The sequence below is a fragment of the Pseudomonas fuscovaginae SE-1 genome, assembly GCF_000364705.1.
Taxonomy (GTDB): Bacteria; Pseudomonadota; Gammaproteobacteria; order Pseudomonadales; family Pseudomonadaceae; genus Aquipseudomonas; species Aquipseudomonas fuscovaginae_A.
Map to the genome: position 1 here is coordinate 46,055 of NZ_AQOH01000345.1, position 24,548 is coordinate 70,602.

Sequence of the window (24,548 nt, forward strand, 5' to 3'; positions counted from 1 at the left end):
AGCTAAAACAGGTGCTGAATGGCCTACAGCCACTTATAAGAGCCGCTTTATAACAAGGGCTCTAAAAAGCTGTCAAGGAAGCGCCCCAGGCAAGATCTCTACTAATGGGTACTGATTCTTTCCTTGGAATCCGAATCGCGTTTCTCGTCCTTCGCGACGATCTCCGGAACCACATCTGGCAAGGGCTCCGGGGCGTATTGCAGCGCAATTTGCAGGACTTCGTCAATCCATTTAACCGGTTTAATCTGAAGATCCTGCTTAATATTGTCAGGAATTTCCTTCAGATCACGCACATTCTCTTCCGGAATGATCACCGTCTTGATCCCCCCACGATGGGCGGCCAACAATTTTTCCTTCAGACCACCGATCGCCAGTACCTGACCACGCAGGGTGATCTCGCCGGTCATGGCGACATCCGCGCGCACAGGAATACCGGTCAGAGCCGACACCAGTGCGGTACACATTCCTACACCGGCGCTAGGACCATCTTTCGGCGTGGCGCCTTCCGGCATGTGGATGTGGGTGTCGCGCTTCTCATGGAAGTCCAGCGGGATACCCAGGCTCTTGGCCCGACTGCGCACCACGGTCTGGGCCGCGGTGATCGACTCGACCATCACGTCGCCCAGGGAACCGGTCTTGATCAGTTGCCCCTTGCCCGGCACCACTGCCGCCTCGATGGTCAGCAGCTCGCCACCGACCTGGGTCCAGGCCAGGCCGGTCACCTGCCCCACCTGATCCTGCTGCTCGGCCAGGCCGTAGCGGAACTTGCGCACGCCCAGGAAGTGCTCCAGCAGGTCGGACGTGACCTTCACCGAGAAGCGTTTTTCCACGGCATGCTCCTTGACCGCCTTGCGGCAGACCTTGGCAATCTGCCGCTCCAGACCGCGTACACCGGCTTCGCGGGTGTAGTAGCGGATAATGTCGCGAATCGCGTCCTCTTCGAACTCCAGCTCGCCTTTCTTCAGGCCGTTGGCCTGGATCTGCTTGGGCGACAGGTACTTGGTCGCGATGTTGATCTTCTCGTCCTCGGTGTAACCCGGCAGGCGGATCACTTCCATCCGGTCCAGCAGCGCCGGCGGGATGTTCATCGAGTTGGAGGTGCACAGGAACATCACGTCGGACAGGTCGTAGTCGACTTCCAGGTAATGGTCGTTGAAATTGTGGTTCTGCTCGGGATCCAGGACCTCCAGCAGCGCCGAGGCCGGGTCGCCACGCATGTCGCTGCCCATCTTGTCGATTTCATCGAGCAGGAACAGCGGGTTGCGCACACCCACCTTGGTCATTTTTTGTATCAATCTTCCGGGCATCGAACCGATGTAGGTCCGACGGTGACCGCGGATTTCCGCTTCGTCGCGTACGCCACCGAGGGCCATGCGGACGAACTTGCGGTTGGTCGCGTTGGCGATCGACTCCGCCAGGGACGTTTTGCCGACCCCCGGAGGACCGACCAGGCACAGCACCGGCCCGCGAATCTTCTTCACCCGCTTCTGCACGGCGAGATACTCGAGAATCCGCTCCTTGACCTCCTCCAGGCCGTAGTGGTCGGCATCGAGGATGTCCTCGGCACGCTTGAGGTCCAGGCGCACCTTGCTCTGGGCCTTCCACGGCACCTGTACCAGCCAGTCGAGGTAGGAACGCACCACGGTGGCCTCGGCGGACATCGGCGACATCTGCTTGAGCTTGTTCAGCTCGGCCTGGGCCTTGGCCAGAGCGTCCTTGGGCAGGCCGGCGTCATCGATACGCTTCTTCAGCTCCTCGATTTCGTTGTGGCCCTCATCGCCATCGCCCAGCTCCTTCTGAATGGCCTTCATCTGCTCATTCAGATAGTACTCGCGCTGGCTGCGCTCCATCTGTTTCTTGACGCGGCCACGGATGCGTTTTTCGACCTGCAGCAGATCGATTTCCGCATCCAGCAGCGCCAGCACGTGCTCGACACGGGCCGGCAGCTCGATGATTTCGAGGATTTCCTGCTTCTGCTCGATCTTCAGCGCCATGTGCGCGGCCATGGTGTCGACCAGGCGGCTCGGCTCATCGATGCTGTTGAGCGAGGACAGGACTTCGGCCGGGACCTTCTTGCCCAGTTGCACATACTGTTCGAACTGCGACAGCAGGCTGCGCACGAACACTTCGGATTCACGATCCGGCGCCTCGGTCTCCTCGATCAGCGCCACTTGCGCACGGCAATGGCCGTCGACTTCGCTGAATTGTTCGACGGTACCGCGCTGCTCGCCCTCGACCAGCACCTTGACGGTGCCATCAGGCAGCTTGAGCAGTTGCAGCACGGTCGCCACGGTGCCGACCCGATACAGCGCATCTTCGCCCGGGTCATCATCGGCAGGATTACGCTGGGCCAGCAGCAGGATCTGCTTGTCGCCCGTCATCGCGGCCTCGAGGGCTTCGATAGACTTCTCGCGCCCCACGAACAGCGGGATAACCATGTGCGGATACACCACGACATCACGCAATGGCAGGAGAGGCAATTCGATGGTCGTCTTCATGATTTCGCCTCTACGGCGGCCCGGAGGCCGGAAACAGGTGGAAAGTAAGCTTGGAACCAAGATGGGGGCTGCCCGAAAAAAAAACAAGCGCCCCTCTTCGCAAAAGCCGACGCAAAAGCAAAAGGGGGCCCTAAGGCCCCCTTTTTCGGGTCACGCACATCAGCACTTACGCGTCAGGTGCGGCCTTGGCGGTCGGCTCGCTGTTTTCATAGATATACAGCGGCTGGGACTTGCCTTCTATGACGCTTTCGTCGATCACCACTTTACTCACGTCGGACTGCGACGGGATCTCGTACATGGTGTCGAGCAGGATACCTTCGAGGATGGAACGCAGGCCACGGGCGCCGGTCTTGCGCTCCAGGGCACGTCGGGCCACGGATTTCAGCGCATCGGCACGGAATTCGAGGTCGACGCCTTCCATTTCGAACAGCTTGGCATACTGCTTGGTCAGGGCGTTCTTCGGCTCGGTGAGGATTTGCATCAGCGCAGCCTCATCCAACTCGTCCAGGGTCGCCAGTACTGGCAGACGGCCAACGAATTCGGGAATCAGACCGAACTTGACCAAATCGTCAGGCTCGACTTCACGCAGGGACTCGCCGACCTTCTTGCCCTCTTCCTTGCTGCGGACTTCGGCGCTGAAGCCGATACCGCCCTTGGTCGAACGGTTCTGGATGACCTTTTCCAGGCCGGAGAACGCGCCACCGCAAATGAACAGGATGTTACGGGTGTCGACCTGCAGGAACTCCTGCTGCGGGTGCTTGCGACCGCCCTGTGGCGGCACGGAAGCCACGGTCCCCTCGATCAGCTTCAGCAACGCCTGCTGCACGCCTTCGCCGGAAACGTCGCGGGTAATCGACGGATTGTCGGACTTGCGGGAAATCTTGTCGATCTCGTCGATGTAGACAATGCCCATCTGGGCCTTTTCCACATCGTAATCGCACTTCTGCAGCAGCTTCTGAATGATGTTTTCCACGTCCTCGCCCACATAACCCGCCTCGGTGAGGGTGGTTGCGTCAGCGATGGTGAAGGGCACATTCAGCAGGCGTGCCAGGGTTTCGGCCAGCAGAGTCTTGCCCGACCCGGTCGGGCCGATCAGCAGGATGTTGCTCTTGCCGAGTTCGACGTCGTCGCTTTTCTTGTCGCGCTGGTTCAGGCGCTTGTAGTGGTTGTATACCGCTACGGCCAGAACCTTCTTGGCACGCTCCTGACCAATGACGTACTGATCAAGGATGCCGCTGATTTCTTTAGGCGAAGGCAATTTATGCGCGCTGCTCTCGGCCTGTGCTTCCTGCACCTCCTCACGGATGATGTCATTGCACAGGTCGACGCACTCGTCGCAGATAAAGACCGAGGGGCCGGCAATCAATTTGCGCACTTCATGCTGGCTTTTGCCACAGAAGGAGCAATAAAGCAGCTTGCCGTTGTCCTCGCCGTTGCGGGTGTCAGTCATTCGTTCGATCCAAATCCGATAGGCTTGCAACACAAGATGAAGGCTATTGCAGGCTTTTTCAAGCCCGCAGGTGATCGGACCGGCCGACCACCCCTATTTTGTGCCGCTTATTTCACGCGGGGCGCTTTTCGATCACTTCGTCGATCAGGCCGTATTCACGTGCGGCGGTTGCGCTCATGAAGTTGTCACGGTTGGTGTCGCGCTCGATTTCCTCGAGCGTACGCCCGCTGTGCTTGGCCATCAGCGTATTGAGGCGTTCGCGGATGAACAGGATTTCCTTGGCATGGATTTCGATGTCCGATGCCTGCCCCTGGAAACCGCCCAGTGGCTGGTGAATCATCACGCGCGAGTTCGGCAGGCAGAAGCGCTTGCCTTCGGCGCCAGCGGTCAGCAGGAATGCACCCATGCTGCAGGCCTGGCCGATGCAGGTGGTCGATACGTTCGGCTTGATGAACTGCATGGTGTCGTAGATCGACATGCCCGCGGTTACCGAACCACCTGGGGAGTTGATGTACAGATGGATGTCCTTGTCCGGGTTTTCCGCTTCAAGGAACAGCAGTTGCGCACAAATGAGGTTGGCCATGTAGTCTTCTACAGGACCCACCAGAAAGATCACTCGCTCCTTGAGCAGACGCGAGTAGATATCATAGGCACGCTCGCCACGAGCAGACTGCTCGACAACCATCGGGACCAGGCCGCCAGCGGCCTGGATATCAGAGTTCTGCTGAATATAAGAATTACGGAACATGCTCTGCACCCAAATAGTCATGTCTTGAATACGCATAAGCCAGCACGAGGCTGGCTTATGGTGTGTATTTTCCAACGAGTCAGAAAATCAGTCGGCTTTTGGAGCTTCCGCCGGCTTGACTGCTTCTTCGTAGGAGACCGATTTATCGGTCACTTTCGCCTTCTGCAGAACAGTATCCACAACTTGTTCTTCGAGCACAACCGAACGAACTTCGTTCAGTTGCTGCTCGTTCTTGTAGTACCAGGACACAACTTGCTCGGGCTCCTGATAGGCCGACGCCATTTCCTGGATCAGTTCGCGAACGCGATCTTCATCAGGCTTGAGGTCGAACTGCTTGACCACTTCAGCCACGATCAGGCCCAGAACGACGCGGCGCTTGGCCTGTTCTTCGAACAGCTCGGCCGGCAGTTGGTCAGGCTTGATGTTGCCGCCGAACTGCTGGACAGCCTGCACGCGCAGACGGTTGACTTCGTTCACCAGCAGGGCCTTTGGCACTTCGATCGGGTTGGCGGCCAGCAGGCCGTCCATTACCTGGTTCTTGACCTTGGACTTGATCGCCTGACGCAGTTCGCGCTCCATGTTCTTGCGAACTTCGGTACGGAAGCCATCCAGGCCGCTTTCCTTGATACCGAACTGGGCGAAGAAGGCTTCGTTCAGCTCAGGCAGGGTTGGCGCGGAGACACTGTTCACGGTGACGGTGAACTCGGCGACCTTGCCGGCCAGGTCGAGGTTCTGGTAGTCCTCGGGGAAGGTCAGGTTCAGAACGCGCTCTTCACCCGCCTTGGCGCCGACCAGGCCGTCTTCGAAGCCAGGGATCATGCGGTTGGAACCCAGGACCAGCTGGGTGCCCTTGGCGGAACCGCCAGCGAACGCTTCGCCGTCGACCTTGCCGACGAAATCGATGTTCAGCTGGTCTTCGTTCTGGGCAGCACGCTCGGCCACTTCGAAACGGGTGTTCTGCTTGCGCAGGATTTCCAGCATGTTGTCCAGGTCGGCATCAGCCACTTCGGCGCTCAGGCGCTCGACGGCGATGGAATCGAAACCGGCAACGGTGAACTCGGGGAACACTTCGAAGGTGGCGATGTATTCCAGGTCCTTGCCTTTCTCCAGCACTTTCGGCTCGACCGAAGGCTGGCCAGCAGGATTCAGCTTCTGCTCGACCACTGCTTCATAGAAGGAAGCCTGGATCACGTCACCTACCGCTTCCTGACGGGCATCCGCCTCGTAACGCTGACGGATCACGCTCATTGGCACCTTGCCAGGGCGGAAGCCTGCAATCTTGGCCTTTTGGGCAGTCTGCTGCAGACGCTTGTTGACCTGGGTCTCGATGCGCTCAGCTGGCACGGTGATGCTCATGCGGCGCTCAAGAGCCGATGTATTTTCAACAGAAACTTGCATGGATATTCCTCGTTGCACAGACGTTAGCCGGCCGTTTCCGACCTCAGAAGCAAGGGCATGCATTCTAGTGGGTCATACTCAAGAAGTCACCCTGCTGAAAACGAGCAGGAAACAGCCGGTAATTATTCATCGGAACAGGCTGTTGGCATCCTTTTCCGACAACACGCAATCACTCGTGCCAGAGCCGTCGCCGCCCTTCCTCCCACGGGAAGAAGCAACCGGCCGACGCCCGGGCCGGCAGCCTCGCGGACCTGCCGAGCGCTGAAACAAAAACGGCGCAGCCCTTATTCAGGTGCTGCGCCGTCTTTTGTATGTGAAGCCAATCTGGTGCGGACGAAGAGACTCGAACTCTTACGCCTCGCGGCGCTGGAACCTAAATCCAGTGTGTCTACCAATTCCACCACGTCCGCGGATCAAACCGTTAAAGCAAAGACGCCAGATGATTAATCTGGCGTCTTTATTCGAATATGGGGTGGACGATGGGGATCGAACCCACGACAACAGGAGTCACAATCCTGTGCTCTACCAACTGAGCTACGCCCACCATATTGCGTTACTTGTGCCAAAGCTGCCTGAATGGCGCACCCGGCAGGACTCGAACCTGCGACCATCCGCTTAGAAGGCGGATGCTCTATCCAGCTGAGCTACGGGCGCCTTATTAATTTGTACTCTACTATGACTACAAACTAAGAGCTTCAATCTTGCTGAGCCAGACTGTAACATCCGCCTATTCAGCTCGACCTTCTCAACCAGTGCTAGGCTGTGCCCGACAAGTGCGACGAATGTTATAGACGAGTCGGAAGGTCGTCAACTCTTTTTTGAAAAAAATTTAGAAATATAAAGGAGTTAGGGGAATAACCAGACCAAGCGCCTTTGCCCTCGCGCCCTGGCGTGCGAGAATGTGCGCTCTTTTTCCACCCCTTTCGATGGTTAATCACGCGTCATGACTGCACAACTAATCGACGGCAAGGCGATCGCCGCTCGTCTGCGCCAGCAGATCGCTCAACGTGTCGCCGAGCGTCGCCAGCAGGGTCTGCGTACGCCAGGCCTCGCAGTGATTCTGGTCGGCAGCGATCCTGCCTCCCAGGTATATGTCTCGCACAAGCGCAAGGACTGCGAAGAGGTCGGCTTCATTTCGCAAGCCTATGACCTGCCCAGCGAAACCACGCAACAGGCGCTGACCGAGCTGATCGACCGTCTGAATGACGATCCTGGCATCGACGGCATCCTGCTTCAGTTGCCACTGCCCGAGCACCTGGATGCATCCAGACTGCTGGAACGTATTCGCCCGGACAAGGATGTGGACGGTTTCCACCCTTATAACGTTGGCCGCCTGGCCCAGCGCATCCCGCTGCTGCGCCCCTGCACCCCGAAAGGCATCATGACCCTGCTGGAAAGCACCGGTGCGGACCTGTACGGCATGAATGCGGTGATTGTCGGCGCATCCAACATCGTCGGTCGCCCGATGGCCATGGAACTGCTGCTGGCCGGCTGCACCGTGACCGTGACCCACCGCTTCACCAAGGACCTGGCCGGCCACGTCGGTCGCGCCGACCTGCTGGTGGTGGCCGCCGGCAAGCCGGGCCTGGTCAAGGGCGAGTGGGTCAAGGAAGGCGCCATCGTCATCGACGTGGGCATCAACCGCCAGGAAGACGGCAAGCTGGTGGGCGACGTGGTCTACGAGACCGCCCTGCCCCGCGCCGGCTGGATCACGCCGGTTCCAGGTGGTGTCGGCCCGATGACCCGTGCCTGCCTGCTGGAAAACACCCTGTATGCGGCCGAGTCGCTGCACGCCTGACAGCTGACAACAGTCAAGACAAAGGCACCTTCGGGTGCCTTTGTTGTTTGTGCCGCCTGTTCGCGGATGAACCGCAACCCAGAGCCCTAAAAACAAAAACCCGCACAAGGCGGGTTTCTGCTCACTCAGCGCAAGGCTCAGTCAGCCAACCGCCAGGTCGTACCGCCCTTGCCGTCTTCCAGCACCACGCCCATGGCGGTGATCTGGTCGCGGATACGGTCGGACTCGGCCCAGTCCTTGTTGGCCCGCGCCGCCAGGCGCGCCTGGATCAACGCCTCGACCTGCGCCGCATCGACACGTCCTTCGGCACCGGCCTGCAGGAACTCGTCCGCCTCCAGCTGCAACACACCGAGCACATCGGCCAGTTGCTTGAGACGCGCCGCCAGCCCGGCCGCCGCGTCGACATCGATCTCGCGCAGGCGGTTGATCTCGCGCACCATCTCGAACAACACCGCACAGGCTTCCGGTGTACCGAAGTCGTCGTTCATCGCCTGGGTGAAACGCTCGACGAACGCCTCGCCACCGGCGGGTGCCACGCTCGGCAGGCCCTTCAACGCATGGTAGAAACGCTCCAGGGCACCCTTGGCGTCCTTGAGGTTGTCTTCCGAATAGTTGATCGCGCTGCGGTAGTGGCTCGCCACCAACAGGTAACGCACGACTTCCGGATGGTACTTGTCGAGCACATCGCGAATGGTGAAGAAGTTGTTCAGGGACTTGGACATCTTCTCGCCATTGATGCGGATCATGCCGCAATGCATCCAGGCATTGGCGTAGGTCTTGCCGGTGGCCGCCTCACTCTGGGCGATTTCGTTCTCGTGGTGCGGGAACTCCAGGTCGCTGCCGCCACCATGGATATCGAAGGTTTCGCCCAGGCAGCAGGTCGACATCACCGAGCATTCGATATGCCAGCCCGGACGCCCCGCTCCCCACGGCGACTCCCAGCTCGGCTCGCCCGGCTTGGCGGCTTTCCACAGGACGAAGTCCAGCGGATCCTGCTTGGACTCGCCGACCTCGATCCGCGCCCCGATGCGCAGGTCTTCGATCTTCTTGCGCGACAGCTTGCCGTAGCCCATGAACTTGCCGACGCGGTAGTACACGTCACCGTTGCCCGGTGCGTAAGCGTAGCCCTTGTCGATCAGGGTCTGGATCATCGCGTGCATGCCGGCGATATGATCGGTGGCCCGCGGCTCCATGTCCGGTTTGCGGATGTTCAGCCGCGCCTCGTCCTCGTGCATCGCCGCGATCATGCGCTCGGTCAGCGCCTCGAACGACTCGCCGTTCTCGTTGGCCCGATTGATGATCTTGTCGTCGATGTCGGTGATGTTGCGCACATAGGTCAGGTCATAACCGCTGAAGCGCAGCCAGCGGGTCACCAGATCAAAGGCGACCATGCTGCGACCGTGGCCGAGATGGCAGAAGTCGTACACGGTCATCCCGCAGACGTACATGCGCACCTTGTTGCCATCGAGCGGTTTGAAGACTTCTTTGCTCTTGGTGAGCGTGTTGTAGATCGTAAGCACGTTAATTCCTTGACTGAATCACTGACCCCAGGAGTCGCGCAGGGTCACGGTACGGTTGAATACCGGGGCGCCTGGTTTCGAGTCCTTGATATCCGCGCAGAAGTAGCCTTCGCGCTCGAACTGGAAACGGTCTTCCGGCTGTGCGTTGCCCAACGAGGGTTCGGCACGACAACCAGTGAGGACCTGCAGGGAGTCAGGGTTGATGTTGTCCAGGAAGCTCGCGCCGTCTTCGGCCTTCTCCGGGTTCGGCGAGCGGAACAGGCGGTCGTACAGGCGCACTTCGCACTCGACGCTGGCGGCCGCCGGCACCCAGTGAATCACGCCCTTGACCTTGCGACCCTCGGGGTTCTTGCCCAGGGTGTCCGGATCGTAGGAACAGCGCAGCTCGACGATATTGCCGTCGGCGTCCTTGATCGCCTCGTCGGCACGGATCACGTAGCTGCCGCGCAGGCGCACCTCACCAGCCGGCTCCAGGCGCTTGTAGCCCTTGGGCGGCGCTTCCATGAAGTCGTCGCGATCGATGTAGATCTCGCGGGCGAACGGCAACTGGCGCACGCCCATGTCTTCCTTCGGATGGCAGGGCAGCTCGAGGTTCTCGACCTGGCCTTCCGGGTAGTTGGTGATCACCACCTTCAGCGGACGCAGCACGCACATGGCGCGTGGCGCGCTCTGGTCGAGATCGTCACGGATGCTGAATTCCAGCATGCCGAAATCCACCACGCCATCGGAACGGTTGGTGCCGACCATCTCGCAGAAGTTGCGGATGGACTTGGGCGTGTAGCCGCGACGACGGAAGCCTGACAGGGTCGACATGCGCGGGTCGTCCCAGCCGTTGACGTGCTTCTCGTCCACCAGTTGCTTGAGCTTGCGCTTGCTGGTGATGGTGTAGTTCAGGTTCAGCCGCGAGAACTCGTACTGGCGCGGCTTGCACGGCACCGACAGGTTGTCCAGGAACCATTCGTACAGCGGACGGTGGCCTTCGAATTCCAGGGTGCAGATCGAATGGGTGATGCCCTCGATGGCATCCGACTGACCGTGGGTGAAGTCGTAGTTCGGGTAGATGCACCACTTGTCACCGGTCTGGTGGTGATGGGCATGGCGGATGCGGTAGAGGATCGGGTCACGCAGGTTCATGTTCGGCGAGGCCATGTCGATCTTGGCCCGCAATACGCGCTCGCCGTCCTTGAACTCACCGGCCTTCATGCGCGCGAACAGGTCGAGGTTCTCCTCGACGGAGCGATCGCGGAACGGGCTGTTCCTGCCCGGCTCGGTCAGGCTGCCACGGTACTCCTTGGCCTGCTCGGGGGTCAGGTCGTCGACATAGGCCTTGCCGGCCTTGATCAGCTCGACCGCCCAGTCGTGCAGTTGATCGAAATACTGCGAGGCGTAGCGCACTTCGCCGGCCCACTCGAAACCCAGCCACTTGACGTCACGCTCGATGGCGTCGATGTACTCCTGATCTTCCTTGGCCGGGTTGGTGTCGTCGAAACGCAGGTGCGTGACGCCACCGAACTCCTGGGCCAGGCCGAAGTTCACGCAGATCGACTTGGCGTGACCGATGTGCAGGTAGCCGTTGGGCTCAGGCGGAAAACGCGTGACGACCTGGGTATGCTTGCCCGAATCCAGGTCGGCCTGAATGATCGGGCGCAGGAAGTTGACCGGGACAGCCGGGCCGGTCTTGGCGTTCGAAGTAGGGTCGACAGTGGGCTTGCTCATAAGATCCTTGGACGTAACAAGTGCGGGGCCCGGATAGGCCGGGTCAATCAAAACTCCTATCATAGCCGAACCTGTCAAGCCCCTGACAGGGCCAGCCGGAAAACCGCTGCTTTTAATACCAGTGGTATAAAAACCCTCGAAATGCCCGGCAAGCACGTTAAACTCCCCGCCCAGGTTGTGGCGCAGCCCCTTGAAGGGGCCGGCCACGTCCCACGAATTTCCTGAACAGAGCGATAGCTACCATGACTCAAGTCAAACTGACCACCAACCACGGCGAGATCGTTCTCGAGCTGAACGCCGAGAAAGCCCCGCTGACCGTTGCCAACTTCGTTGAATACGTCAAGGCCGGCCATTACAGCAACACCGTGTTCCACCGCGTCATCGGCAACTTCATGATCCAGGGCGGCGGTTTCGAGCCTGGCATGAAAGAGAAGAAAGACAAGCGCCCAAGCATCCAGAACGAAGCGGACAACGGCCTGTCGAACGACAAGTACACCATCGCCATGGCCCGTACCATGGAGCCGCATTCGGCGTCCGCGCAGTTCTTCATCAACGTCACCGACAACAGCTTCCTCAACCACAGCGCCAAGACCGTGCAGGGCTGGGGCTACGCGGTATTCGGCAAAGTGATCGCCGGTACTGAAGTGGTCGACAGCATCAAGGGCGTTGCCACCACCATGAAGGCAGGCCACCAGGACGTACCGGCAGAAGACGTGATCATCGAGAAAGCCGAGATCGTTGAGTGATACTGCTGATTTCAGATTTGCATCTGGAAGAGGAGCGCCCGGACATCACCCGGGCGTTTCTGGATTTCCTTGCCGGACGCGCCCGTTCGGCACAAGCGTTGTACATCCTGGGCGACTTTTTCGAAGCCTGGATCGGCGACGATGCCATGACCCCGTTCCAACGCTCGATCTGCGCGGCACTGCGTGAGGTCAGCGATGGCGGCACCCCGATTTTCCTGATGCACGGCAATCGCGACTTCCTCCTCGGCAAGGCCTTCTGCAAGGCGGCCGGCGCCACGCTGCTCAAAGACCCGAGCGTGGTGCGGATGAATGGCGAGCCGGTGCTGCTGATGCACGGCGACAGCCTGTGCACCCGCGACGAGGCCTACATGCGCCTGCGCCGCTACCTGCGCAACCCCGTCACCCTGTTCATCCTGCGGCATCTGCCGCTGCGCACCCGGCACAGGCTGGCGCGCAAGCTGCGCAGCGAAAGCCGGGCGCAGACCCGCATGAAAGCCAACGATATCGTTGACGTGACCCCGGAAGAAATCCCGCGGATCATGCTGCAGTATGGCGTGCATACCCTGATCCATGGCCATACCCACCGACCGGCGATTCACAAGCTGCAACTGGGCACCCAGGCGGCGAAGCGCATCGTGCTGGGCGACTGGGATCGCCAGGGTTGGGCACTTCAGGTGGATGAGCAGGGATTCCACCTGGGCGAGTTCGCGTTTCCGCCGCCGCCGGCGTTGCCGCTGCTTCATTGAAAAGCTTCGCGGGCAAGCCCGGCTCCTACGGTTCAGCGTCGTTTGATGCATGAGTGTAAGACGTGAATCTGTAGGAGCCGGGCTTGCCCGCGAATGGGCCTGACTCGGATCAGTGCCCGGCCGACGCCGGCCCCGCCTTCGCTGCAAATGGCGGCTTGGCCAGCCACACCAGCAACATCAGCCCCATGAACCCCCACCCGAGCAGCGTAAAGTAGTCCACGGTCGACAGCATGTAGGCCTGGCTGCTGAGGATCTGATCCAGCTGGCTGTAGGCCTGGCTGCCCGCCCCACCGAGATTGTTCAGCGCCTCGCGGGTCGCCGGGTCGAACGCCGTGATGCTTTCACTCAGGTAAGCGTGATGCTGGTCCGCCCGGCGAATCCAGATCCAGGTGGTCAGGGACGCGGCGAAACTGCCACCGAGCGTCCGCAGGAAGGTCGCCAGGCCCGCACCGTCGGCGATCTGCTGCGGCGGCAGGTCTGACATCAGGATGCTCAAGGTCGGCATGAAGAACAGCGCCACGCCGATCCCCATGAACAATTGCACCAGCGCCACGTGCTCGAAATCCACCTCATTGGTGAAACCGGCGCGCATGAAGCAGCTCAGGCCGATCGCCAGGAATGCCAGCCCGGCCAGCAGACGCAGATCGATCCGATTGGCGTACTTGCCGACGAAAGGCGACATCAGCACCGGCAGGATGCCGATCGGCGCCACCGCCAGCCCCGCCCAGGTCGCGGTGTAGCCCATCTGGGTCTGCAACCACTGCGGCAGGATCAGGTTGATGCCGAAGAACCCGGCATAACCAAGGATCAATACGATGGTGCCGATACGGAAGTTGCGATAGGCGAACAGGCGCAGGTTGACCACCGGATGCTCGTCGGTCATTTCCCAGATGACGAACACCGACAGGGCGATCGCCGAGATCACCGCACCGATGATGATGAAGTTCGACTCGAACCAGTCCAGGTCATTGCCCTTGTCGAGGATCACCTGCAGCGCCCCGACGCCGATGATCAGCGTCAACAGCCCGACATAATCCATCGGCTGGCGACTGATCACCACCGGCCGCGCCTTGAGTTGCTGGCGCACCACGACGGCGGCGAAGATGCCGATCGGCACGTTGATGAAGAAAATCCACGGCCAACTGTAGCTGTCGGTGATCCAGCCACCGAGGATCGGCCCGGCAATCGGCGCGACCACCGTGACCATCGCCAGCAGCGCCAGGGCCATGCCCCTTCGCGCCGGCGGATAGACCGCAATCAACAGCGTCTGGGTCATCGGATAGAGCGGCCCGGCCACCAGACCCTGGAGCACCCGGAAGCCCACCAGTTCCGGCATCGAGGTGGAAATACCGCAGAGAAACGAGGCCAGCACGAACAGCAGCGTGGCCCAGATGAACAGCTTCACCTCACCGAAACGCCGGCTCAGCCAGCCGGTCAGCGGCAAGGCGATGGCGTTGCTGACGGCAAAGGAGGTGATGACCCAGGTGCCCTGCTCCGAACTCACCCCCAGATTGCCGGAGATGGTGGGCAGCGCCACGTTGGCGATGGTGGTATCGAGCACCTGCATGAAGGTCGCCAGCGACAGGCCGATGGTGCTGAGCAACAGGCTGGGCGGAGTAAATGACGCGTTCGAACTCATCGCGAATCCTTTGGAACGAGGCAGGTGCCGCGACCGCGCGGGTCGCAGCGGGGGATTGGCGACTCAGCGCTGCGCGGTCTTGGTCGCCGTTGCGCTGTTTTCATGGATCAGGCGATTGATCACCGCATCGGCGTCGGCCAGTTGCTGCTGATAGACGTTGGTGCTGAACGAGGCTTTCTGCGGCGGCTGCTGCGCCAGCACCGGGCCGCTCTGGTCATGCAGGTCGACCTCGACCTGGGTCGACAACCCGACCCGCAACGGATGCTTGACCAGGTCCTCGGCATTGATGTGCACGCGCACCGGCACCCGCTGGACGATCTTGATCCAGTTACCGGTGGCGTTCTGCGCCGGCAACAGGGCGAAGGCGCTACCGGTACCGGCGCCAAGGCTGTCGATGGTGCCGCTGTATTTCACATCGCTACCGTACAGGTCGGCCTCGATATCCACCGCCTGGCCGATACGCATCTGCCGCAGCTGGGTTTCCTTGAAGTTGGCATCGATCCATAACTGATCCAGCGGAATCACCGCCATCAACGCGGTACCCGGTTGCACACGCTGGCCGAGCTGCACGGTGCGCTTGGCGACATAGCCGGTCACCGGCGCGATCAGCGTGCTCCGGGCATGGGCCAGGTAGGCCTGGCGCAACTGCGCGGCGGCCGCTTTTACATCGGGGTGGTTGGACACCACCGTGTCATCGACCAGCGCATTGCTGCTGTTGAGCTGTTGCTCGGCGTTGCTCAGGGCGCTCTGGGCCGACGTCAGGTCATCGCGGGCGTGAGACAGTTCTTCCTGGGAAATCGCGCCACTGGCGGCGAGATTCTTCCGACGGGTGAAGTTTTCCCGGGCTTTCTGCACCGCCGCCTTCTGCGCCACGACCTGGGCCTTCATGCCGTCGACATTGCTGTACAGGCCACGCACCTGGCGCACGGTCTTGGCCAGGTTGGCCTCGGCACTCTGCAGGCCGACTTCGGCGTCACTCGGATCGAAGTTCACCAGCACCTGCCCCTCATGGACCAGGTCACCGTCATCGGCGCCGATGCTGACCACCGTCCCGGTCACCTGCGGGGTGATTTCCACCACGTTGCCATTGACGTAGGCGTCATCGGTGCTTTCGCTCCAGCGACCGTAGAGTTCGTGCCAGCCCCATACCGCCACGCCGCCGAGCACGACGATCAGGGCGAGGATCAGGAGCATGACCTTGCGCTTGCCGGCATTGGTGGCACCGGCATTGTTTTCAATGGAGTCTGTTTGGGCAGGATTAGCCATGACAAGTACCTTGAATTAGTGGATCTGTGCGGCCGGGCTCGAAGCGCCCAGGGCAATGTTCTCGGCGTGGAAGCCACCGCCCAGGGCCTGCATCAGTTGAATGGAAAGGTCGATCTGCTGGGCGTTCAGTTCCGCCAGTTGGCGCTGGGCCTGCAGCAGGGTCTGCTCGATGGTCAGCACGTCCAGGTAGTTGCCGATGCCCGCGCCATAGCGCTGGACCACGGTGTCATAGGACTGCTGGGCGATGTCCGCCGCATGCTGCTGAACCTCGATCTGTCGGGCGATTTCGCGCAATTGCTGGATCGTGTCGCTGACATCGCCCAGCGCCTTGACCAGGCTCTTGTTGTACTGCGCCACCGCCAGGTCGTAGTCGGCGTCCCTGGCATCGAGCCCGGCGCGCAGGCGGCCGCCGTCGAAGATCGGCAGCGAAATGGTCGGCCCGACATTGAAGAACCGGCTGGCCGAACCGAACAGCGCGTCACCCAGCAGAGACTCGGTGCCGGCCGCGGCACTCAGGTTGAGGTTCGGATAGAAGCGCGTCTTGCTGGCGGCGATGTCCTTGCTCGCGGCCTCGACCCGCCAGCGCGCGGCCACCAGGTCGGGACGCCGGCCCAGCAACTCGGCCGGCAGGCTCGACGGCAGCGCGACCACCGCGGGCCGGAGGATTTTCGGCCTGGCCAGTTCATTGCCGCGGTCCGGCCCCTTGCCCAACAGCACCGCCAGGGCGACCTTGGCACTCTGCAACTTCTTGCGCGCATCGATCACCTGCTCCTCGGAGCTGGCGGCCAGGCTTTCGGTCTGCTGGTACTGGTAGTGGCTGTCGATCCCGGCACTCAGGCGGCTCTGGCCGAGTTCGAGCATCTGCCGGGTGCGCTTGAGGTCCTCATTGGCCAGGTCATGGAGGATATGCGCCTCGCCCAGGTTGCTGTAGGCCCGTGCCACGTCGCCGGCCAGGGTCAGGCGTGCGGCCTGCTGGTCGACCTCGGCGGCCCGCGCCTGGCCAAGGGCAGCTTCCCAGGCGTCACGCTGGCCGCCCCAGAGGTCGAAGCTGTAGTTGAAGTCCAGGCCCAGCTTGCGCACGGTGTCGTAGGCTCCGCCCTGCCCTTTCGGATCCTGGTCACGGGGCAGGCGGGAACGGGTCACGCCGGCGCTGGCATCGAGGGTCGGCATGCGCGCGGCATCGGCGGCATAGGCCGCGGCGCTGGCCTGGTGGGTCCGCGCACTGGCGACCTGCATGTCCGGGCTGTCACGCAGGGCTTCCTGGATCAAACCGTCGAGCTGCGGATCGCCGAGGCTTTTCCACCAGTCACTTGACGGCCAGGCCGCCGGTGACAGCTGGACGCCCTTGAGCGATTGTTCGGCCTTGAGATCCTTCGCCTCCAGGCTCACTCCAGATGTCGTCAGCCCTTGATAGCTGGCACAGCCCGCCAGGGCCATCGCCAGGAACACCAGACTGAAACCGCTGCGCAAGGTTTTACCGTTCATCTTTTTCACCCAGCCGCAGCTGGGTGATCGAGTCCCCGGCCGCCAGCAAAATCTTCTTGAGAATGTTTTCCAGGGTTTGCAGCTCATCCCGGCTGATCGCCCCCGCCAACTCGTTCATGGCGTCGGCACCGATCTGCGGCAGGCGATCCGCCAGGGCCTGGCCCTGTTCGGTCAATACCAGGCGCACCTGGCGCCGGTCGCCCTCCGAACGCTGGCGCACCAGCAGTTCCTTCTGCTCCAGGCGATCGAGCATTCGGGTCATCGAACCGCTGTCGAGCGACAGGTGGCGGCACAGCTCGGCCGGCGTGTCGACGCCGAACTGGGCCATGATGATCAGCACCTTGAACTGCGCCGCCGTGATGCCGTACGGCACCATGTGCGTGTCGATGATCCGGTCCTTGAGCAACGCCGCACGCCCCAGGAGCAGGCCGAGATGGCAGTTGTGAAAATCTTCCGGAAGGAAATGCTTCATAGGGTCACCAGAAAGCTGCCTAGGCAGAGAGTTGTAGGGATATTACTGCCTAGGCAGTTAATGTCAAAGAAAATTGTTAGCAAGCTTTACAATAAACCGACGGAAGGAGTGGGTTACCCGCTCATGGAAATAGGCGGCAACCTGCTTAGACGAAAGCGTGCTGAACGACGGTCAACAACCGGACTTTTTGCGGTCGGAAGACGAGTGGCAGCAGTCTTACAAAGATAACTCTAGACACACCTTTAAAATCGCTGTCTCATAGACGCACAGCCAGGCTTCCTTGACAGACCTGATCAAGGAGTCAAGGGTGAAAAGCAGGGATTTGATTGCTGAACTGGAAGCTGCGGGCTGGATGCTGCAACGAATAAGAGGCAGCCATCACGTTTTCGTACATGAGAACAGCCCTCACTCGATTCCCGTGCCACATCCCAAAAAGGATCTGCCGCTCGGGACCGTCAGAAGCATAAGGAAACGGGCGGGCTTGCTATGAACCTGCTCACCCAGGAGGACATCATGCAATATCCCATCGCCATCGAATGGGGTGATGAAAACACCGCGATCGGCATACAGGTTCCAGACATTCCCGGCGCAGTGACCGCCGGAGATACCTTCGAGGAAGCCTACAACGCAGCCATCGAGGTCGCCCACATCATGCTCGAGGAAATCGCCTCGAGCGGTGAGCCGGTACCGATGCCGTCATCATCCTTTACCCACAGGCAAAACCCCGAATTCGCCGACATGGGCTGGGGCATGCTGGAAATCGATATCTCGCCCTACCTGGGCAAGACCGAGAAGGTCAATGTCACCCTTCCCGGCTTCGTGATCCAGCGTATCGACCGCTATGTACGCGACCACCGGATCAAGAGCCGCTCGTCGTTCCTGGCCGACGCTGCGCTGGAAAAACTGGTACGCGCCTAAGCGGCCGGGACGCCGCTGTGGAAGCGGAACTCGACGTCCGGCGACTCGATCAGGTCCTGCTCGACAGCCCGGACCTTTTCGATGACCTTGGCGATGTCCGCGGCGTCGCCATACTGGTAGGCCAGTTTCAGGTAACCCTGGAAGTGCCGCGCCTCGCTCTTGAGCAGGCCGAAATAGAACTTGCCCAGTTCTTCGTCCAGGTGCGGCACCAGGGCCTCGAAACGCTCGCAGCTGCGGGCTTCGATAAAGGCTCCGACCACCAGCGTGTCCACCAGCTTCACCGGCTCATGGTTACGCACCACCTTGCGCAGGCCCGAGGCGTAGCGCCCGGCGGAAAGCTGCCGCAAATCGATCCGGCGGCGTTTCATCAGGCGCATCACCTGCTCGTGATGCACCAGTTCCTCCCGTGCCAGCCGCGACATCATGTTGATCAGGTCGACATGGGAATGGTACTTGGCGATCAGGCTCAGTGCCGTGCTTGCCGCCTTGAACTCGCAGTTCTTGTGGTCGATCAGCAGGGTTTGCTGGTCGGCCAGCGCCGCCTGCACCCAGGCAGCCGGTGTGCGGCAGCCGAGAAACTCATGGATTTCCGGCAGGTTCACAGGAACGCTCCCGGCAGTGCGCGGCGAATGGGGTCGAACAACGAAAGAATCGGCAACATGGGGCTCACAAGGGGATCCGGCAACTCAAGGCCGCCGATTATACGGGTCCCGGGGCGGACCACCAGCCATCGGCCTTGATATGCATCAAGTTCGGGCCGAACGCAGGGCAACTATAGTTAGATCATGCCGTCTTCGAACCTCTGGGAGCACGCTGACCATGCAAGCCATCCGCAGCATTCTGGTGATACTCGACCCCGACCACGCCCACAGCCTGGCGCTCAACCGCGCAAAACTGATCGCCAAGGTCACGGATGCCCACCTGCACCTGCTCATGTGCGACCCACGGCATGACCACAGCGCCCTGCTCTCGCTGCTCAAGAGCCAACTGCATGACGACGGCTACAGTGCCACGGCCGAACAGTCCTGGGACAAGACCCTGCACGACACCATCATCGGCGTGCAGCAGGCCGAAGGCTGTGGCCTGGTGATCAAGCAGCACCGCCCCGACAGCCCGCTGAAGAAGGCTCTGCTGACCCCCTCGGACTGGAAACTCCTGCGTTTCTGCCCTTGTGCGGTGCTGATGGTCAAGACCGAAACACCCTGGAGCGGTGGCGTGATTCTCGCCGCGGTGGATGTCGGCAACTCGGACGAGGGCCATCGACACCTGCATGCAAGCATCATCGACCATGGCTATGACATCGCCAGCCTGGCCAAGGGCCATCTGCACGTGATCAGTGCCCACCCGTCGCCGATGCTCTCGGCTGCCGACCCCGTGTACCAGTTGCGGGAAACCATCGAAGCACGTTATCGCGAGCAATGCCGGGCCTTCCAGGCGGAATTCGACGTCGATGACGAGCACCTGCATATCGCCGAGGGCCCGGCGGATGTATTGATCCCGCACATGGCGCACAAGCTGGGCGCGGTGGTGACGGTGATCGGCACGGTGGCGCGGACCGGGATTTCCGGGGCCTTGATCGGCAACACCGCCGAAGTGGTGCTGGATTCACTGGAAAGCGACGTGCTGGTGCTCAAGACGCAGGAGATCACCGATCATCTGGAGGAATTGGCGAGGGGGTGAGACCTTCTTGCTCGGCCCAAGCCTTGTGGCGGACTCAGCGGCCTCTTCGCGGGCAAGCCCTGCGCCTACAGGCCCGGGTCGAACTCAAGCGATATGAACACACAACAAACTGTAGGAGCCGGCTTGCTGGCGATCCGCCAACGGCGGCCATTCAACACAATCTGCGCCGCTCATGACATCGCTATCGCCAGCAAGCCGGCTCCCACAATGGCGAGCGAGGCCATTCAACACAATCTGCGCCACTCATGACATCGTTATCGTCAGCATGCCAGCGCCCACAATGGAGAGCGAGGTCTAGCCCTCCAGGGCATCCTTGAGGAAGCCCGGCGCGATGTAGCGCTCGTAGTGCGCCTCGGACAACAGGAAAAACTCCCGATCAATGGCATCGCGCAGTTCTGGCAGCCCCCAGTCGCGAAACTCCGGCAGCAGCACCATGCCATAAGCCTCCAACTGGTTGATCACCCGCGCACCGCGGGCGAGCAACTGATAGGCCCAGCAATACTCTGATTGATGCGGAACGAAGCGGATCTTGCGCGCCTCCAACTGCTGGCGCAGCTTCGCCGGATCGAACACTTCCAGCTTGGCCACCATGACCTGCACCAGCAACTGCTCCAGACGCAGCCACACCGCGCGCTTGTGCTCCTCGCTGTAACCGTTCCAGTGAATCACTTCATGGTGGAAGCGCTTGCAGCCGCGACACACCAGATCACCGTAAACCGTGGAGCAGAGGCCGACGCAAGGGGTCTTGATAGTCTGATTGGGCATGGGCAGGGAAAACGCGCAGAAGCAAAACAGGCCCGCATGTTAGCCCTTTGTCTAACAAGGGTCACCCCCGAACCTGTAGGGCTTACCTTACCTTTCTGCAGAATATGCCGTAGAATCGTTCTGCCTTTTTAGGCGCCAATGTCCGTTGGAAGCTGTTTTCAAAGCGTCACGAGCACAGTTTAGGGTCTGCACGAAATGTTTTCGAGCGAAGGCCAGGCAAGGCGAGAACTGGCGAGGAAGCGCAGTTGACTGGAGTCAATGAGCATTCCGAGCCGGTTTTCAACGCAGCCTGGGCGAGCGCAGATACATTTCGTACAGAGCCTAGGGTGAAGTCAGTCCCAGGGCGCTTCATCCACCGGGTGGTCACCCACCCTTCATCCTGAAGAACGACGTTGGCTCGGGAATTTCCGCCCGGAAGTTCTCGCGCCGACCCTCATCTGCTCCGTTCCGAAGGCGTAAAACTTTGAAAACAGCTTCTGTTGGAAATCGCGGAAACTCTGGCTAAGCGGCTCAAAAAGCCCCGCAGCGCATGAGTACCGTGCATTTCTGGATGAGCGTCCCGGACACCCATTTGGGACCACTGATGAGGGTAATAACTGTGCTTGAAGCCTACCGCAAACATATCGAAGAGCGCGCAGCCCTGGGTATCGTGCCCCAGCCGCTTAACGCCGAACAAACCGCAGGCCTGGTCGAGCTGCTGAAGAATCCTCCGGCTGGCGAAGAAGCTTTCCTCGTTGACTTGATCACCAACCGTGTTCCGCCCGGAGTGGACGAGGCCGCCTACGTCAAGGCCGGTTTCCTCTCCGCACTGGCCAAGGGCGAAGCCAAGTCCCCGCTGCTCGACAAGAAGCGCGCGGTTGAACTGCTCGGCACCATGCAGGGCGGCTACAACATCGAGACCCTGGTTGCCCTGCTGGACGACGCCGAGCTGGCGCCGGTTGCCGCCGAGCAACTCAAGTACACCCTGCTGATGTTCGACGCTTTCCACGACGTGGCTGAAAAAGCCAAGGCCGGCAACGCCCACGCCAAGGCCGTCCTGGAATCCTGGGCCGCCGGCGAGTGGTTCACCGCCCGTCCGGCCATCGCCGAGAAGTACACCCTGACCGTGTTCAAGGTGCCTGGCGAAACCAACACCGACGACCTGTCCCCTGCCCCGGACGCCTGGTCGCGCCCTGACATCCCGCTGCACGCCCTGGCCATGCTGAAAATGGCCCGTGACGGCATCGAGCCTTCCCAGCCGGGTTCGGTCGGCCCACTGGCACAGATCGAAGCGGTCAAGGCCAAAGGCTTCCCGGTTGCCTACGTCGGTGACGTGGTCGGTACCGGTTCCTCGCGTAAATCCGCCACCAACTCGGTGCTGTGGTTCTTCGGCGACGACATCCCGTACGTGCCGAACAAGCGCGCCGGTGGCTTCTGCTTCGGCACCAAGATCGCCCCGATCTTCTACAACACCATGGAAGACGCCGGCGCCCTGCCGATCGAATTCGACTGCACCAACCTGGCCATGGGCGACGTCATCGACGTCTATCCGTTCAAGGGCGAAGTGCGCCGCCACGGCAGCGACGAACTGGTCACCACCTTCGAACTGAAAACCGAAGTGCTGCTGGACGAAGTCCGCGCCGGCGGCCGTATCCCGCTGATCGTCGGCCGCGGCCTGACCGGCAAGGCTCGCACCGAGCTGGGCCTGGCGCCATCGGACCTGTTCAAGACTCCAGAAGCTCCGGCTGCCAGCACCAAGGGCTTCACCCTGGCGCAGAAGATGGTCGGCAAGGCCTGCGGCGTCGAGGGCATCCGTCCTGGCACCTACTGCGAACCGAAGATGACCACCGTCGGCTCCCAGGACACCACCGGTCCGATGACCCGTGACGAACTGAAGGACCTGGCTTGCCTGGGCTTCTCCGCCGACCTGGTGATGCAGTCCTTCTGCCACACCGCGGCCTATCCGAAGCCGATCGACGTCAAGACCCACCACACCCTGCCCGACTTCATCATGACTCGTGGCGGCGTGTCCCTGCGTCCAGGCGACGGCATCATCCACAGCTGGCTGAACCGCATGCTGCTGCCTGACACCGTCGGCACCGGTGGCGACTCCCACACCCGCTTCCCGATCGGTATCTCCTTCCCGGCCGGTTCCGGCCTGGTCGCCTTCGCAGCCGCCACTGGCGTCATGCCGCTGGACATGCCCGAGTCGGTACTGGTTCGCTTCAAGGGCAAGCTGCAGCCTGGCATCACCCTGCGCGACCTGGTTCACGCCATTCCCTACTACGCGATCCAGCAGGGCCTGCTGACCGTAGAGAAGAAAGGCAAGAAGAACATCTTCTCCGGCCGCATCCTGGAGATCGAAGGCCTGAACGACCTGACCGTCGAACAGGCGTTCGAACTGTCCGACGCTTCGGCCGAACGTTCCGCCGCCGGTTGCACCATCAAGCTGCCGGAAGAGGCGATCGCCGAATACCTGAAGTCGAACATCACCCTGCTGCGCTGGATGATCGGCGAAGGCTACGGCGATGCCCGCACCATGGAGCGTCGCGCCCAGGCGATGGAAGCCTGGCTGGCCAAGCCTGAGCTGCTGGAAGCCGACAAGGACGCCGAGTACGCCGCGGTCATCGAGATCGACCTGGCCGACGTCAAGGAGCCTGTGCTCTGCGCGCCGAACGACCCGGACGACGCCCGCCTGCTGTCCAGCGTTGCCGGCGACAAGATCGACGAAGTGTTCATCGGTTCGTGCATGACCAACATCGGCCACTTCCGCGCTGCCGGCAAGCTGCTGGACAAGGTCAAGGGTGGCATCCCGACCCGTCTGTGGCTGGCTCCGCCCACCAAGATGGACGCCCACCAGTTGACCGAGGAAGGCTACTACGGCATCTACGGCAAGGCCGGTGCGCGCATGGAAATGCCAGGCTGCTCGCTGTGCATGGGTAACCAGGCACGTGTGCAGACCGGTTCGACCGTGGTCTCCACTTCGACCCGTAACTTCCCGAACCGCCTGGGTGACTCCACCAACGTCTACCTGGCTTCGGCCGAGCTGGCGGCGGTCTCTTCGATTCTCGGCAAGCTGCCGACCGTCGAGGAGTACATGGAGTACGCGAAGAACATCGACAGCATGGCTGCCGATATCTATCGCTACCTGAGCTTCGACCAGATCGCCGAGTTCCGCGACGCCGCGGCCAACGCGAAGATCCCGGTCGTGCAAGCCTAAGCGACAGTGCAATAGAAAAAGCCCCGACCCCTCGGGGCTTTTTCATTTCTGCTGTCCGGGAGCTTGGTGGCGCAGCTTCTACCGGACTGCGGCTTCTCCGGTATGGTGGCTCACCTGGTACTGTGTGGCGAGCGGGCTTGCCCGCGCCGGGGTGCGAAGCGCCCCCAAAACCTGCAGCCGCGCTCCTTCAGAAACACCGAGGGTTATGGCTTTACGGCTGCTCTGCAGCCGAGCGCGGGCAAGCCCGCTCACCACAAAAGCCCGGAAGCCCAAAAACCGGCAAGCTCCCAAGCCAAATAGCCTTCCTACTGGCGGAAACTGATTTCTGTGTGGAAACTGATTTCTGTGTGGAAACTGATTTCTGTGTGGAAGCTGATTTCTGTGTGGCGAGCGGGCTTGCCCGCGCTGGGGTGCGAAGCGCCCCCCAAAACCTGCAGCCGCGCTCCTTCAGAAACACCGGGGGTTATGGCTTTACGGCTGCTCTGCAGCCGAGCGCGGGCAAGC

The 24,548-nt window shown here is 61.2% G+C and carries 20 protein-coding genes and 3 tRNA genes; 7 read left to right on the top strand and 16 right to left on the bottom strand.

Annotation, left to right across the window (positions count from 1 at the left end; genetic code table 11):
- Positions 1-101 precede the first annotated feature (101 nt).
- The 7 genes from lon to K675_RS0127340 form a co-directional block, all read right to left on the bottom strand.
- Positions 102-2,498 carry an endopeptidase La gene (gene lon, locus K675_RS0127310; protein WP_017906643.1) on the bottom strand — a complete coding sequence of 799 codons (2,397 nt, stop codon included), beginning with the start codon at positions 2,496-2,498 and terminating at the stop codon, positions 102-104.
- Positions 2,499-2,664: 166 nt separating this feature from the next.
- Complete coding sequence (clpX, locus tag K675_RS0127315; RefSeq protein ID WP_017906644.1) at positions 2,665-3,948, bottom strand: ATP-dependent Clp protease ATP-binding subunit ClpX; 1,284 nt, start codon at positions 3,946-3,948, stop codon at positions 2,665-2,667.
- A gap of 112 nt (positions 3,949-4,060) precedes the next feature.
- A complete protein-coding gene (gene clpP / locus K675_RS0127320) occupies positions 4,061-4,696 on the bottom strand; it encodes an ATP-dependent Clp endopeptidase proteolytic subunit ClpP (RefSeq protein WP_010445788.1) in 636 nt (211 codons plus the stop codon).
- Positions 4,697-4,783: 87 nt separating this feature from the next.
- Complete coding sequence (tig, locus tag K675_RS0127325) at positions 4,784-6,094, bottom strand: trigger factor (protein ID WP_026145575.1); 1,311 nt, start codon at positions 6,092-6,094, stop codon at positions 4,784-4,786.
- Positions 6,095-6,419: 325 nt separating this feature from the next.
- Positions 6,420-6,504 (bottom strand) — tRNA-Leu (locus K675_RS0127330).
- 58 nt (positions 6,505-6,562) lie between these two features.
- A tRNA-His gene (locus K675_RS0127335) sits at positions 6,563-6,638 on the bottom strand.
- Positions 6,639-6,671: 33 nt separating this feature from the next.
- Positions 6,672-6,748 (bottom strand) — tRNA-Arg (locus tag K675_RS0127340).
- 289 nt (positions 6,749-7,037) lie between these two features.
- Here K675_RS0127340 and folD point away from each other — a divergent pair.
- Positions 7,038-7,892 (top strand): bifunctional methylenetetrahydrofolate dehydrogenase/methenyltetrahydrofolate cyclohydrolase FolD, encoded by an 855-nt coding sequence (folD, locus tag K675_RS0127345; RefSeq protein ID WP_017906647.1) that lies wholly within the window; start codon positions 7,038-7,040, stop codon positions 7,890-7,892.
- A gap of 137 nt (positions 7,893-8,029) precedes the next feature.
- Here the strand turns inward: folD and cysS are convergent, their stop codons facing one another.
- Together cysS and K675_RS0127355 are read right to left on the bottom strand one after the other, a co-directional pair.
- Positions 8,030-9,412 (bottom strand): cysteine--tRNA ligase, encoded by a 1,383-nt coding sequence (cysS, locus tag K675_RS0127350; RefSeq protein ID WP_017906648.1) that lies wholly within the window; start codon positions 9,410-9,412, stop codon positions 8,030-8,032.
- An 18-nt stretch (positions 9,413-9,430) separates the two neighbouring features.
- The gene (locus tag K675_RS0127355; protein WP_017906649.1) at positions 9,431-11,128 is read right to left on the bottom strand and encodes a glutamine--tRNA ligase/YqeY domain fusion protein; all 1,698 of its coding nucleotides are present in this window, start codon (positions 11,126-11,128) and stop codon (positions 9,431-9,433) included.
- 242 nt (positions 11,129-11,370) lie between these two features.
- On the opposite strand from K675_RS0127355, the gene K675_RS0127360 reads away from it, so the two are divergent.
- Complete coding sequence (locus K675_RS0127360; protein WP_017906650.1) at positions 11,371-11,874, top strand: peptidylprolyl isomerase; 504 nt, start codon at positions 11,371-11,373, stop codon at positions 11,872-11,874.
- Positions 11,871-12,620, top strand: coding sequence for a UDP-2,3-diacylglucosamine diphosphatase (gene lpxH, locus K675_RS0127365; protein ID WP_017906651.1), 750 nt, complete (start codon positions 11,871-11,873; stop codon positions 12,618-12,620). Before K675_RS0127360 ends, lpxH begins: the two co-directional genes overlap by 4 nt.
- Positions 12,621-12,729: 109 nt before the next feature.
- Here the strand turns inward: lpxH and K675_RS0127370 are convergent, their stop codons facing one another.
- The 4 genes from K675_RS0127370 to K675_RS0127385 form a co-directional block, all read right to left on the bottom strand.
- Positions 12,730-14,259: a DHA2 family efflux MFS transporter permease subunit gene (locus K675_RS0127370; RefSeq protein ID WP_017906652.1), complete on the bottom strand. Its 1,530-nt coding sequence runs from the start codon at positions 14,257-14,259 to the stop codon at positions 12,730-12,732.
- Positions 14,260-14,322: 63 nt separating this feature from the next.
- The gene (locus K675_RS0127375; protein WP_017906653.1) at positions 14,323-15,525 is read right to left on the bottom strand and encodes an efflux RND transporter periplasmic adaptor subunit; all 1,203 of its coding nucleotides are present in this window, start codon (positions 15,523-15,525) and stop codon (positions 14,323-14,325) included.
- Positions 15,526-15,540: 15 nt separating this feature from the next.
- The gene (locus K675_RS0127380) at positions 15,541-17,010 is read right to left on the bottom strand and encodes an efflux transporter outer membrane subunit (protein WP_026145576.1); all 1,470 of its coding nucleotides are present in this window, start codon (positions 17,008-17,010) and stop codon (positions 15,541-15,543) included.
- The gene (locus K675_RS0127385) at positions 17,000-17,482 is read right to left on the bottom strand and encodes a MarR family winged helix-turn-helix transcriptional regulator (protein WP_017906655.1); all 483 of its coding nucleotides are present in this window, start codon (positions 17,480-17,482) and stop codon (positions 17,000-17,002) included. The genes K675_RS0127380 and K675_RS0127385 overlap by 11 nt, the downstream gene beginning before the upstream one ends.
- Before the next feature lie 307 nt (positions 17,483-17,789).
- Between K675_RS0127385 and K675_RS32635 the strand changes: the two genes are divergently transcribed.
- Positions 17,790-17,972 (top strand): type II toxin-antitoxin system HicA family toxin, encoded by a 183-nt coding sequence (locus K675_RS32635; protein ID WP_017906656.1) that lies wholly within the window; start codon positions 17,790-17,792, stop codon positions 17,970-17,972.
- 23 nt (positions 17,973-17,995) lie between these two features.
- The gene (locus K675_RS0127390; protein WP_026145577.1) at positions 17,996-18,400 is read left to right on the top strand and encodes a type II toxin-antitoxin system HicB family antitoxin; all 405 of its coding nucleotides are present in this window, start codon (positions 17,996-17,998) and stop codon (positions 18,398-18,400) included.
- Here the strand turns inward: K675_RS0127390 and K675_RS0127395 are convergent.
- On the bottom strand, positions 18,397-19,002 hold the full coding sequence (locus tag K675_RS0127395; RefSeq protein WP_017906658.1) for a tRNA-(ms[2]io[6]A)-hydroxylase: 606 nt from the start codon (positions 19,000-19,002) through the stop codon (positions 18,397-18,399). The genes K675_RS0127390 and K675_RS0127395 overlap by 4 nt on opposite strands.
- Before the next feature lie 217 nt (positions 19,003-19,219).
- Here K675_RS0127395 and K675_RS0127400 point away from each other — a divergent pair, with 217 nt between their 5' ends.
- On the top strand, positions 19,220-20,080 hold the full coding sequence (locus K675_RS0127400; protein ID WP_017906659.1) for a universal stress protein: 861 nt from the start codon (positions 19,220-19,222) through the stop codon (positions 20,078-20,080).
- A gap of 294 nt (positions 20,081-20,374) precedes the next feature.
- Here K675_RS0127400 and K675_RS0127405 read toward each other — a convergent pair whose 3' ends face one another.
- Positions 20,375-20,845 carry a DUF1289 domain-containing protein gene (locus K675_RS0127405; RefSeq protein ID WP_017906660.1) on the bottom strand — a complete coding sequence of 157 codons (471 nt, stop codon included), beginning with the start codon at positions 20,843-20,845 and terminating at the stop codon, positions 20,375-20,377.
- A gap of 598 nt (positions 20,846-21,443) precedes the next feature.
- Between K675_RS0127405 and acnB the strand changes: the two genes are divergently transcribed.
- Positions 21,444-24,044 carry a bifunctional aconitate hydratase 2/2-methylisocitrate dehydratase gene (gene acnB / locus K675_RS0127410; RefSeq protein ID WP_017906661.1) on the top strand — a complete coding sequence of 867 codons (2,601 nt, stop codon included), beginning with the start codon at positions 21,444-21,446 and terminating at the stop codon, positions 24,042-24,044.
- Positions 24,045-24,349: 305 nt separating this feature from the next.
- On the opposite strand, the gene K675_RS33810 is transcribed toward acnB, so the two are convergent.
- Positions 24,350-24,548: hypothetical protein (locus K675_RS33810; protein WP_232434486.1), on the bottom strand; the 199-nt coding region annotated here is incomplete at its 5' end.